Source organism: Candidatus Cardinium sp. cByotN1, from assembly GCF_022810525.1.
Classification (GTDB): Bacteria; Bacteroidota; Bacteroidia; order Cytophagales; family Amoebophilaceae; genus Cardinium.
This window is the reverse complement of record NZ_JAACGG010000022.1, coordinates 1-12764: the sequence shown is the minus strand read 5'-3', so window position 1 is coordinate 12764 and position 12764 is coordinate 1. Positions and strand designations below refer to the sequence as shown.

The window sequence follows — 12764 nt, the reverse complement described above, 5'->3', positions numbered from 1 at the left end:
CCACAGTCGTCAACGGATACCAAATTTTTAGTATCCATTCAAGGCTATGGCGGTTTGGAGTCCAGTTCTGCCAGCGTAGTGAATGGATATTACAACTATAGGCGCTGCTTTCAGTAGTTTTTTTCATCTTAGATAATCTTTACCAACCATCAACATATAATTAAATGCTTCTTGGTATTCATTCTTAATCTTACCCTCTAATATAGCTTCTTTAACAGCCTCTTTAATAAAACCCACCTGAGCACAAGGTTTTAGGCCAAACGTTTCCATAATAACAGCACCAGTAATAACCGGTTGAAAATTTCTAATCTTATCACGTGCTTCTACCGCTAAGACCCTTTTTTGAACCCTATCAAAGTTAGCTAAATATTGTTGCACCTTGGTTTCATTTTTGGAGGTAATATCGGCTCTACACAATAAGAATAAATCCTCTAAGTCATCTCCAACCTCATATAAAAGGCGCCGTATGGCCGTATCAGTAACCTCCTTTGCCAAGGCTATAGGGCGCAAGTGTAATCTAACCAATTTTTGTACATATCCCAGAATTTCCTTGTTAGTAGGAAAGCGCATTCTTTTAAAAAGTTTAGGTAACATTCTAGCACCTAGATCTTCATGACCGTGAAAAGAAAAACCATGTATAGGATCAAATTTTTTAGTTAATGGTTTGGCTATATCATGAAAAACAGCTGCCCAACGAAGCCATAATTTAGAAGAATGTCGGGCCACATTGTCCAAAACTTCAAGGGTATGTAGAAAATTATCTTTATGAGAATGGCAACCAATCTGTTCTTTTCCTGAAAGCTTTTGTAGTTCTGGTAGTACCACTGATAATAGGTGGCTATCAAACAAAAGTTTAAAGCCATAAGCGGGTCGATCAGTAGCTATCATTTTATGTAACTCTTCGGCAATACGTTCCTGAGCGATAATAACCAATCGATTGCCAACAGCCGACATGGCTACCCATGTTTCTGGTGCTATGGTAAAATTTAGTTGAGTAGCCAATCGTATGGCACGCATAATGCGTAATGGATCATCTGAAAAAGTTTGATTCGGATTACAAGGCGTTCTAATCAAGCCATGGATCAAGTCATGCTGTCCATTAAATGGATCCACTAATCTCCCATAATCTTTTTTATTTAAAGAGATCGCCATGGCATTGATAGTGAAATCTCGACGCAGTTGGTCATCAGCCAGCGTCCCAGTTGATACACTCGGATTACGAGAATTGGGCAAATAAGATTCCTTTCTAGCACCTACAAACTCCACGTCGCACCCATCCCACTGCAACATGGCAGTACTAAAACTTTTAAATAAGGTAACGGAAACATCTTTATACTTTGCTACAACTTGTGCCAGAGCCATACCATCCCCTACGCAAACAATATCAATATCTTTGGAGATACGTCCTAAACATAAATCTCGTACAAACCCACCTACTACATAGGTTTCTAATTGAAGCCCATCAGCCATCTGGCCAATTTGACGCAAGATGGGATGATCCATAATGCCATCTAAAGCTACCATAGCCTCTTTACTTTTTACACTTTCCAAGATTCTATTTTTTAATTGTATGCTTGCAGCATCAGTAGTTAAGCAGCAGGAGTAGCCTCAACTCCTTGCTCTACAACCACTTCTTCTTTTTCCTCTTTGTATTCGTAAAAAGTTTCTTCTATAGATTCAGTCACTTTTTCTATGACCGCTTTATTATTAAGCTCAGAAATCCCACGTTTTACAGAAACACCTACTTTATTACCATGACAGGTACCATATACTTTTATACGCTTAAAATTTCTAGTAACTAAACCTTCTGCATGTTGTGTAGCAACAGGCAGCAACATATCATGCTCAGAGTTTGGATTACCGCCAATCAATTCTGCATAGGTGACATTGAGTTCAGTCAATGCTTTGGCGCTAATAGGGTATTGAAATGTATCAAAAAGCTCAGAAAAGTCAGTTAAAACACCTGCAATAGCGGTAATCGGCCAATCAACTTCCTTAAGGCTTGAGACAACATAATTACGAATAAAATCACTTTCTGGGTCTAAATCTGCAATGCCATCTATCTGGCCAAATTTCATAAACAATGGCGCTGCCTTGCCATAGACCTTAGGATGGTGTTTTGCTAATTCTGGTGCTTTTTTGAAAAAATATCCCCTTACAGTTTTGCTGTAGTTTGGTTGTATCTTATCTAAGGTTATAGCTATTTTACGAAATTTTTCATTGAATGTTTTAGCACGCTTAATATGCTGGAATATAGGAGCGCCTTTCCACGGTGTCCCTATAGTAATCAATTGTTCTATAGTGATGGCACATTCACGTTTCAAGCGAGCCTCATACTCTTTGGCAACAACCAAAGCCCGCAATCCTCCTTGGCTATGGCCTACAAGTATAAGATGACTACCAAAAGGAATTTTTGCTTTGATCTCTTCATAAGCTAATCTAGCTTGCTGTTTAATGGATAACTTCGAGCTAAGACTAGCAGATTTTTGGTTATTAGAGTCTTTGTTAACACTTTTTAAGGCCACTATAGTTGCATGGGGAAATCTTTTTTCTAATATTGCTATCATGGCATTAAAATCAGAAGAAATTCTAGCAAGTCCATGCAATAATACAATAGCTTGTTTATATTCTGCCACTTTAGCTACTCGCTTGATATTTTTTACTCCTTTTCTAGAAAGCTCAAGTTCATCCGACACATCTAGATTTTGTTCATCCGTTCTTTTGCTTTTATTGTTTTGTTGAGCAGTATGCTCTTTCTCTAATAAAACTGGTGGGTCTAATACCATTGGCTCAACTGCTGCAGACAGTTCATCTTTTTTATGCTTATCAGAGCAACTTTTACCACTACAACTAACAATCAAGGAAAAGCAAAAAACTAAACTAAAGCGATAAATCCAAATAAAGCATTCATAAAGGCCTGTGGTAGGGTACATACTAATAAATTTCTATAAAGAGAATTTTAGAAACACTACTTTTGCTGGTAATAATTTAAGTACTAGCTAGTACTTAAATTATTACGTAGATTTAGTAGGTTTTGGTTTTGGACTCGGTACCTTCTACAGACTCTTCTATAAACGCTAAGGAAGCTTAATAGGAAATTAAATTGGTGCGAGCCGAGTGGATCTAGCAAATATAGGCTTTTTAAAACTATTTTAAAAATTGTAGATAATTAATAACAGATAGCGACAACAGCATACAGAGATGGTTTTGGCCTTTATCCAACTATTTATTAAATTGCTGTCCTGCTTAATATTTATGATTCAACAAATGAAAGGGGTTAATCTTCAATTACCTTAGAAAGATTGAAAGGACTAACAAATTGATTATTTTGGATCAAATATAAAAATAAAAATAGTTATTACAATGGATCCAGTTATACAACCAACCTATCTTTCTGGGCTCAATGAGATGCAAAAGCAGGCAGTGGTTCATACCGAAGGTCCATCGATTGTTGTGGCAGGTGCTGGCTCAGGCAAAACAAAAGTATTAACGGCCAGAATAGCCCATATCCTTAAGGAAAAAAAAGCAGCGCCTGATCAGATTCTTGCTTTAACCTTTACCAACAAAGCTGCTGCTGAAATGCGTCATCGCATTACTAAGATAGTGGGTAATGGTGCACAAGCCATATGGCTCGGGACTTTTCATAGTGTTTTCGTCAAACTACTAAGACAAGAGGCCAATACTTTAGGCTATCCTACCCATTTTAGCATTTACGACACAGACGACAGCAAATCACTCATCAAACAAATTACTAAAAGCCTTGCCCTGGATGATAAAATATATAAACCAGGAGTTATATTGGGACGTATCTCCTATGCTAAAAATAGGTTGATTACACCAGAAGTTTATGCGGCAGACCCAACCTATCAAAAAGAAGATAGCCATATGCGTATGGCTAGGTTCAGTGAAGTCTTCTTAAGATACACCAACCACTGTTTACAGGCTGGTGCCATGGATTTTGATGACTTATTAGTACAGACTTATAAGTTATTATATGATTATCCTGCATTAAGCACAAAGTATCAACAACAATTTCGCTATTTATTTATTGATGAGTTTCAAGATACGAATCTAGTTCAGTACCGTATTGCTAAAAAACTAGCTTCCTGCCACCAGAACATTTGTGTAGTAGGAGATGATGCACAAAGCATTTATGCATTTAGAGGAGCTGATATTCAAAATATTTTGCATTTTTCCCATGATTATCCCAACCATCAAATGATCAAACTAGAGCAAAATTACCGTTCTACTAGGCATATTGTTGAGGCAGCCAATCGAATCATTAGTCACAATGAACATCAGTTAAAAAAAAAGGTTTGGACAGATAATCCAGTCGGGCCACCGCTTGAGGTACTAAGAGCTATATCAGATATGGAAGAGAGTCGGTTAGTAGTAGATGCCATAATGGCAGAAAAGCTAAATGGTCAACTGCTCTATCGAGATTTTGCCATCCTATACCGTACCAATAATCAATCTCGAAACTTTGAAGAAGCATTGCGTAAAAAAAACATTCCTTATCGCATCATAGGTGGCCTCTCTTTCTATCAGCGTAAAGAAGTAAAAGATCTTTTAGCCTACTTGCGTTTTGTAGTAAACTATAATGATACCCAAGCCTTTAGAAGAATTATTAATTTCCCTAGGCGGGGTATTGGCCCCACTACCATTGATAAAATATTTGCTATGGTAGCGGAAACAAAGCTTCCTCTCTGGACCCTACTACGCAATGTAAATGACTATTTAAGTGGGGCTACTGCAGCTGCTGTTAGTCGTTTTGTAACACTTATTCATACGGTTACTCTAAAACTAGCAAACGAAAATGCATATGCTATAGCAAACTATATGGCCCAAGCATCTGGCCTGCTCAAGGAGCTGCATGAAGATAAAACGGTAGAAGGATTAACCCGCTATGAGCATATACAAGAACTATTGAATAGTATCAAACAATTCGTAGACCACCCTGAAAACAGGGATCCAAGCCTGGGTAGTTTTTTACAAGAAATCGCATTAATGACCAGTGCCGATAAAGAAGACGCAAATGAAGATAGCCTAACACTAATGACCATTCATGCTTCTAAAGGCTTAGAATTCAAATATGTATATCTGGTAGGCATGGAAGAAGAACTCTTTCCTTCTTCTATGATGTTAGGCAGCAACGCAGATTTAGAAGAAGAAAGGCGTCTTTTCTATGTAGCTGTTACCCGTGCACAAATTCAGCTAACCTTATCTTATGCTTTAAGCAGATACAGATTTGGTAAATTAGCCAACGTAAAGCCCAGTCGTTTTTTACAAGAGATAGGTTGGGCAAATCATAGAGGGAGCCAAGCAACAACTCCCCAAAAGCCAGTAACCACAATAAACGATCCAGTTAGAAAACTAGTGGCCGCTTCCGTTCCATCCTTTCTCTCTACAGTGTCCACAACTAAGCTCCAAGTTGGCAACACCGTACGTCATCTCCATTTTGGTGTAGGAAAAGTTTTACAGTTAGTAGAAACGGCAGATATGCATAAAGCTGTTATTCTTTTTCATAAATTTGGAGAAAAGACCCTCTTGTTAAACTACGCAAAACTAGAAATTTTGCCTCCAAAATAAAGCCTGTATTTAAATAGATATGATTGCTCATTAACCTAATAATCCATAATGTACGACTATAACACAATGCGATCGCCTTTAATGCTTAAAGAATATGGTAGAAACATACAGAAGCTTATGGAGCAGCTGGTAACCATTGAAGACAAAACAGTTCGCACGCAAAAAGCCTATGGCATTGTAAAGCTGATGGAGGTGGTGAATCCTAATGCAGAGTCTTCACAAAAACGTTGGGATGATCTTTTTATATTATCAGACTACAAATTAGATATTGATAGTCCTAATCCCAAACCTATTAAGAGAGAAAGCAGCCAACAGCATTATGTTCATATGCCTTTTATTCAGCTAATCAGATATAAATATTATGGAAGACATATGGAGTCACTCATACAAAAGATAAGCACCCTACCTACTCGTAAAGAGCAAGATCAAATGATTATAACAGTTGCCAGGCTGATGCGTCGTTTTAGTAGTATATGGAACAATGATTATATCAGTAATGAAAGAATTATGCAGGATATCAAACGCATGATTCCAGATGATACAACGCTAGATGTAGCAATCATACGAACCCTACCAGATGAAGGTAACAATGGTCAAAAACCCAGAACTAAGCAGCACGTCAAATCCAACCATTTTAAAAAGCAACCCAACCAATAGTCGGTTGGTATATAAAATATAAATCTGGGCAATGGCTAAATTTATGATCGATGGAGGGCGCCATTTGGCAGGGACCATTCAACCGCAAGGCTCAAAAAATGAAGCACTACAAGTAATCTGTGCTACCTTATTGACTGATGAAGTAGTAACCTTACATAACATTCCTAATATCGCTGATGTACAGAGTGTGATGAAACTTTTAACCCTTTTAGGTGTACAAATTACTCGGTTGGGAGATAAAGGCTATCAGTTTTGCGCGAAGCATGTTGCCAAAGAGGCTATGCTTACAGCTACATTTCGCCAAGAATACACTAAGGTAAGAGGCTCTATTATGTTACTGGCACCCTTTTTAATCCGTTTCAAGCAGTGCCTTATAGCTAAGCCTGGAGGAGATAGAATTGGCCGAAGAGGGCTTCATGCTCATTTTGAAGGGCTAGCACAACTAGGTATTTCTTTTTACTACCATGCTGCTCAGGCAACTTGGGAAGTAAAATACCAGGAATTAAAAGGCGCTGATGTATGGATGTCAGAACCATCGGTAACAGGCACCGCCAACTTAATTATGGCGGCCAGCATGGCCAAAGGCAAAACTATTATTTATCCTGCAGCTTGTGAGCCACATATACAGCAACTTTGCCATATGCTGGTAGCAATGGGAGCACGCATTAGCGGTATTGGTTCCAATCTACTAACTATAGAAGGCGTACCTGTTTTAGGTGGTACAACCCATACTATCTTACCAGATATGTTGGAAATTGGCAGCTTTATTGGATTGGCTGCAACTACCCAATCAGCATTAACCATTACAGATGTGCCTATGCCATTTTTTGCACCTGTTTGGTATTGTTTTAAAAAGTTGGGTATTGTTCTAGAACAACAGGGCAACCAATTGCATATTCCGGTGCAGCCCTGCTATAAGATCAAACCAGAAATGGATGGGAACTTGGTAACCCTTTATGATGCAGTTTGGCCAGGAATACCTGCTGATTTAATCAGCATTGCTGTTGTAACTGCGGTACATGCACAAGGGCATATGCTAATCCACCAGAAAATGTTTGAAAGCAGGCTCTTTTTTGTAGATCATTTGATTGAAATGGGAGCACGATTGGTCTTATGTGACCCACATAGGGTACATATAGTAGGTTTAGGGAATAGCCATAAACTACAAGGTACCCATATGAGTTCAAGTGATATTAGAGCCGGTATTGCTTTGTTAATTGCAGCACTAGCTGCAGAAGGCAGCAGTACCATTGAAAATATTAGTCAAATTGATCGAGGTTATGAATATATTGACCAACGACTCAATGCATTAGGTGCCTCAATTGAAAGGGTTGAATAAAACCTGAACAACGCCTATTGTGTATCTATTCAGGAAGTATCTGCTCATGACACTGGTAAAAAATGAATTTTTGTTGTTACTTTTTTCCTGATAAAGAAGTAATCAAAAAATCAAGCCCTGGGTAAAAAGTTGCTGAAAGCAGCCCTAACAGCTGGAAAAACAGAACGCGCCCGATTCGCGGGCTTCAAACAGGCTGTTTTTCTATTTCAGCTGTGAGGACTGCTTTCTGATCGCAACTATTTTACAAGGGGCGTTTTTTTCTTTATGTACGCTGCCATAGTGGTGAATAGATACAATACGTGATTGCTCATCGCAACTATTTTACAAGGGGCATTTTTCCTAGAACCGCCATAGCCTTACATGCATACTCCTGCAACTGTTTTTCTTTTCAACTGGTGAGCTATGCTTGCTGATCGCAAATTTTTACAAGGGCCATTTTATAAGCAGCCCCACCATAGTGCTGCATGGATATAGAATTTTTTCTACTGATTTATAATATTTTTTATATAAATTCTACCACAAAGCTTCCTGTGCTGGCTGAATAGCTATATTGTGATAAACTTTTTGAACATCATCATCATCCTGTAAGGCATCTATTAGCTTGATCAGTTTAGGCAATGCTGTATCACTTACCTGGACAAAGGTATGGGGAATGTATTCTAAACCTGCAGAAGTTGGTGCAATAGCAACTGTTTCCAAGTGCTTCTGTATTTTCCCAAAGTCTTCTATAGCACAAACCACATGCAGGAAACCACCATCATTTTCTAATGATTCTGCTCCTGCATCTATTAATCCCAATGTAAAATCATCTTGATCCTCCACATCACCTTCAGGAATAGTAAAAACGCCTTTATAATCAAATAAGAAAGTAATAGCGCCATTTTTTTCTAAACTACCTCCATATTTGCTAAATATAGCCCGCACATTAGCTACCGTTCTAATCACTTTATCTGTCATACAGACTACCATGATGGCCACACCACTTGTGCCATATCCTTCATAGGTAACTTCATGATAGACCGAGCCATCATTACCACTAGCCTTACTAATGGCACGCAGAATAGCATCTTTGGGCATATTGGCACCCTTGGCATTTTGAATAGCCAAACGCAATCGTGGATTCAAGGCTGGTTCAGCGCTACCACTTCTGGCAGCTACTGTTATTTCTTTTACTAGTTTGGTAAAAATTTTACTTTTTTTTGCGTCATTTACACCTTTTTTACGCTTAATATTAGACCACTTACTATGTCCTGCCATTTTATTTTTTTATGTAGAAAAAATAGATTGTACCAGTACTATAGATGAACGTTATCGAACAGTCAATAGCGTTACCTTAGCGCATAAATATATAGCAATCTTGCCAGAAGCTTCTGGCAAGATTACCTAAAAAGAAAATACTTTGATATAAAATTATTTTTATTTGTCGAACAAATCAGCGGTATAAGGCAATCGCAAATGCTTATAGGCAGCCTCTGTTGCGACTCTGCCACGTGGGGTGCGTTTGATATACCCTTCTTGAATCAGAAATGGTTCATAGACTTCTTCTATCGTTTCTGCTTCTTCTAAGCACGCGGTTGCAATAGTGGTAAGACCTACCGGACCACCTTTGAACTTTTCAATAATATTGATAAGGATACGTTTATCCATTTCATCTAGTCCATTCTCATCTACATTCAAAGCCGCTAGGCTTAGAATAACCATCTCTTTGGTAATGCGTCCATCTCCTTTAATCTGCGCAAAATCTCGGGTACGCTTCAATAGATTATTGGCTATACGTGGAGTACCTCGACTCCGCCTGGCAATTTCATAAGCAGCTTCTTGGTCAATAGGGGTACCCCATATGCCACTGGCTCGCTGAACGATTTTCGTGAGCAATGCAGCAGGGTAGTAATCCAATCGTGCATTAATGCCAAAACGAGCCCGTAAAGGTGCTGTTAGCAAACCGGATCGAGTGGTAGCCCCAATCAAAGTAAAAGGATTTAATGCCAACTGTACACTACGTGCATTGGGACCTGCATCCAGCATAATGTCTATTTTAAAATCCTCCATAGCCGTATATAAATACTCTTCTACTATAGGATTAAGGCGATGTATCTCATCTATAAAGAGCACGTTAGCGTGTTCCAAACTGGTTAAAAGACCAGCCAAATCGCCTGGCTTATCCAAAACCGGACCAGATGTAACTTTTATATTGGTATTCAGTTCATAAGCAATAATATAGGCCAGCGTAGTCTTGCCTAATCCAGGAGGACCGTGTAACAACACATGATCTAACGCTTCTTTCCTTTGCTGAGCAGCTGCTACAAATATTTGAATATTTTCTACCAACTTTTCTTGTCCAAAAAAGTCATTGAATTGCAGTGGACGTAAAGCTTTATCAAGGTGTTCTTCTGGTTTTTTTAGCACACCTAAAGGGCCGTTGATGAGATCGTTCTCCATTTTTTTTATCTTTACTAAGCCAAAATATACGTAAAAAAATATCAATAATGAGTTCAAACATCAAACTAATCAAACTAATCACCTTATCTTCTATAGGGCTTTATCTGGCTATTCGGCTTTCCAGTATGCTGATGCAGCTACCTGATGGTTGTCTTTTAAACATCTATGCGCTTGATTCTGTTATGTTACGCGCCATAATGTGTTGTACGGCTTTGATCTATCATCTACATTTACAAGCCAAAGAGGGCAAAAATGATGCTATACAGCGATGCGCCCATAGACCTGGTTTTAGCGCTATTGGTAGCATAACTATTGGCACAATACTGCTTCAACTGATGATGAGTTTTGCCTTATTATTACTAAACAGTATTAAAACAGCATTATGGGGTCCTAGTCTTCAACCTATAGTACATTTCAGTAGTAGAAGTGATTTTTTATGGCGTGGGTTTATAGAAATAACCTGTATGGCTGCCATTTTAGAAGAACTACTATTTCGAGGTATTTTAGAAAGACTGCTGAGTAAAATTAAGCCAATCAAATTATGGATTACCCCGATCAGTGCGCTACTATTTAGTGTGATGCACGCTAATATGATCAATAACTTATTTTATTTTGTAATGGGATGTTTTCTGAGCCATCTATACCACCAAACCCAAAATATTATCTACCCTATTCTGGCCCATGCGCTACATAATTTAGCTGCCCTATGTTTAATTTATTTTGCATTAGAAGAAACCGTAGACTTAGCCATTAATAGTTTACCTATTTTAATGCGTAGCCTGCTAGCTATGGGCATGCTCTTGGCTGTTTATGGATATCTAACTCACAAGCTAGTAAGTCAAAAAACAAAGTAATCTACTTAAAATTGAACCAGATAAGCATGCGATTAGTTATACTAGGTGGCGGGGAAAGCGGTACAGGTGCAGCATTGCTTGCCAAACAACAGGGAATAGATGTTTTTGTTTCCGATGCTGCTGTCATCACACCCGGTTGTAAGTATGTATTAACCAACCACCAAATTCCATTTGAAGAAGGAGGTCACACAATAGAAAAAATACAATCGGCCGATGAAGTCATTAAAAGTCCTGGCATATCACATAAAGCCGCGATCATGCAGCAACTCCATAGCTATAGCCTACCCATTATCGATGAAATCGAATTTGCCGCACGTTATGCAAAAGGTAAAATTATAGCAGTCACTGGTTCAAATGGCAAAAGCACGACCGTGCATTTGATCTACCATTTGCTGCACGCAGCAGGATACCCTGTTGCCCTAGCTGGGAATATAGGGCATAGTTTTGCCAAATGTCTCACACAAGGGCATTACAACTACTATGTACTAGAGTTATCTAGCTTTCAATTAGAAACCATTAGCCATTTTAAACCAGACATTGCTTGCCTCTTAAACATTACACCTGACCACTTAGATAGGTATGATTACTCCATAGAAGCCTATGCAAAAGCTAAATGGAATATATTACGTAATATGACTGGATTAGAACACTTTATTTATCATAAAGAAGATCGGCTCACCACTCAGTATCTGCAAGAAAAAAAGAGTTTACCTCAGTTACATCCTATGTCTATGCCACCTATACCCTCTATTGGTAGCGACATCTTCCGTTTGAATCTGCACAACCAATCTTTTGGACCTATAGCTACATCTATAGCTTTGCCAGGTAGACATAATCAATATAATACCATGGTAGCTGTTACAGCAGCTACATTAGTAGGGGTCTCTTCTACTATAATTACAAGTGCCTTACCTAAATTTTCTGGCCTACCTCATCGACTAGAATGGTGTGGTAGGCTACAAGGTATAGATTGGTATAATGACTCAAAGGCTACTAATGTTGCCTCTGCAGTTGTTGCATTGCTTAGTTTTACCCAACCCATCATTTGGATTGCAGGTGGTATAGATAAAGGCAATGATTATGGGTCATTGTTACCTTTTGTAAAAGAAAAAGTTAAAGCTATGATCTTTTTGGGAAAAGATAATAGTGTTATTAGGAAAGCTTTTCACCCGCTAGGTTTACCGATACAAGAGACCGATAAGTTAGCTTCGGCCATAGATATGAGCCTATCTATTGGATCACCTGGAGACGTGGTACTCTTATCTCCTGCATGTGCTAGCTTTGATTTATTTAAAAATTTTGAAGATCGCGGCAATCAATTTAAAGAAAGAGTAAAGCTACTGATGGTAAAATAGCAGGTGTTCAAGGTATCTATTCACTCAATTACATCAACTTAAAGATGACCGTTATTGGCAGAAAGGATTTTTAATCCCCCTTTTTGCTTGATCAAAAAGTAAAGAGACAATGCCTTACGGCTTATATACCAATATGGCCATCCTTAAGTGGAGCTCATTCTCGGTTCCCGATTTTGGTAAAAAAGGATTTTTATCCCCCTTTTTGCTTGATCAAAAAGGGGACAAAAAATCAAGCCCTCTGTAAAAAGTTCCGGCCATCACCTATGAGAGCTGAAAAAAACAGAACTCACCCGCTACGCGGGTTCAAACAAGCTGTTTTTCTAAGCAGCTCTAATAGGTGATGGCTAATCGCAACTATTTTACAAGGGGCGGTTTTCCTAGAATCGCCATAGCCTTGTATGCATACTGGCGTCAACGTAAGATATATATTTAATTGATTACTAAATAAAATGATATATAAAAACGCCCCTTGTAAAAAGCTGCGAACAGAAAGCTCAGCTTACAGATGAAAAGAAAAAAAGTTTTGTGTAA

The 12764-nt window shown here is 38.5% G+C and carries 9 protein-coding genes; 5 read left to right on the top strand and 4 right to left on the bottom strand.

Annotated elements, in window-relative coordinates; all coding sequences use genetic code 11:
* Window positions 1–123: 123 nt before the first annotated feature.
* Complete coding sequence (locus MUW73_RS00775; RefSeq protein WP_439099496.1) at window positions 124–1524, bottom strand: CCA tRNA nucleotidyltransferase; 1401 nt, start codon at window positions 1522–1524, stop codon at window positions 124–126.
* A 65-nt stretch (window positions 1525–1589) separates the two neighbouring features.
* The gene (locus MUW73_RS00770; RefSeq protein ID WP_243018569.1) at window positions 1590–2933 is read right to left on the bottom strand and encodes an alpha/beta fold hydrolase; all 1344 of its coding nucleotides are present in this window, start codon (window positions 2931–2933) and stop codon (window positions 1590–1592) included.
* Between the two features lie 430 nt (window positions 2934–3363).
* Here MUW73_RS00770 and MUW73_RS00765 point away from each other — a divergent pair, with 430 nt between their 5' ends.
* The 3 genes from MUW73_RS00765 to murA all read left to right on the top strand — a co-directional run bounded on the left by MUW73_RS00765 (window position 3364) and on the right by murA (window position 7585).
* Window positions 3364–5589, top strand: a complete 2226-nt coding sequence (locus tag MUW73_RS00765; RefSeq protein WP_243018570.1) for an ATP-dependent helicase — start codon at window positions 3364–3366, stop codon at window positions 5587–5589.
* A gap of 66 nt (window positions 5590–5655) precedes the next feature.
* Window positions 5656–6246 (top strand): DUF4290 domain-containing protein, encoded by a 591-nt coding sequence (locus tag MUW73_RS00760; protein WP_243018571.1) that lies wholly within the window; start codon window positions 5656–5658, stop codon window positions 6244–6246.
* Between the two features lie 31 nt (window positions 6247–6277).
* Entirely contained in the window at window positions 6278–7585 is a 1308-nt protein-coding gene (murA, locus tag MUW73_RS00755) for a UDP-N-acetylglucosamine 1-carboxyvinyltransferase (protein WP_243018572.1), read from the top strand.
* 513 nt (window positions 7586–8098) lie between these two features.
* Here murA and MUW73_RS00750 read toward each other — a convergent pair.
* Together MUW73_RS00750 and ruvB are read right to left on the bottom strand one after the other, a co-directional pair.
* Complete coding sequence (locus tag MUW73_RS00750; protein WP_243018532.1) at window positions 8099–8842, bottom strand: YebC/PmpR family DNA-binding transcriptional regulator; 744 nt, start codon at window positions 8840–8842, stop codon at window positions 8099–8101.
* Between the two features lie 159 nt (window positions 8843–9001).
* Window positions 9002–10024, bottom strand: coding sequence for a Holliday junction branch migration DNA helicase RuvB (ruvB, locus tag MUW73_RS00745; protein WP_243018534.1), 1023 nt, complete (start codon window positions 10022–10024; stop codon window positions 9002–9004).
* A 47-nt stretch (window positions 10025–10071) separates the two neighbouring features.
* Here ruvB and MUW73_RS00740 point away from each other — a divergent pair, with 47 nt between their 5' ends.
* Window positions 10072–10878, top strand: coding sequence for a CPBP family intramembrane glutamic endopeptidase (locus tag MUW73_RS00740; protein ID WP_243018535.1), 807 nt, complete (start codon window positions 10072–10074; stop codon window positions 10876–10878).
* Window positions 10879–10904: 26 nt separating this feature from the next.
* Complete coding sequence (murD, locus tag MUW73_RS00735) at window positions 10905–12233, top strand: UDP-N-acetylmuramoyl-L-alanine--D-glutamate ligase (RefSeq protein ID WP_243018536.1); 1329 nt, start codon at window positions 10905–10907, stop codon at window positions 12231–12233.
* Window positions 12234–12764: the final 531 nt, after the last annotated feature.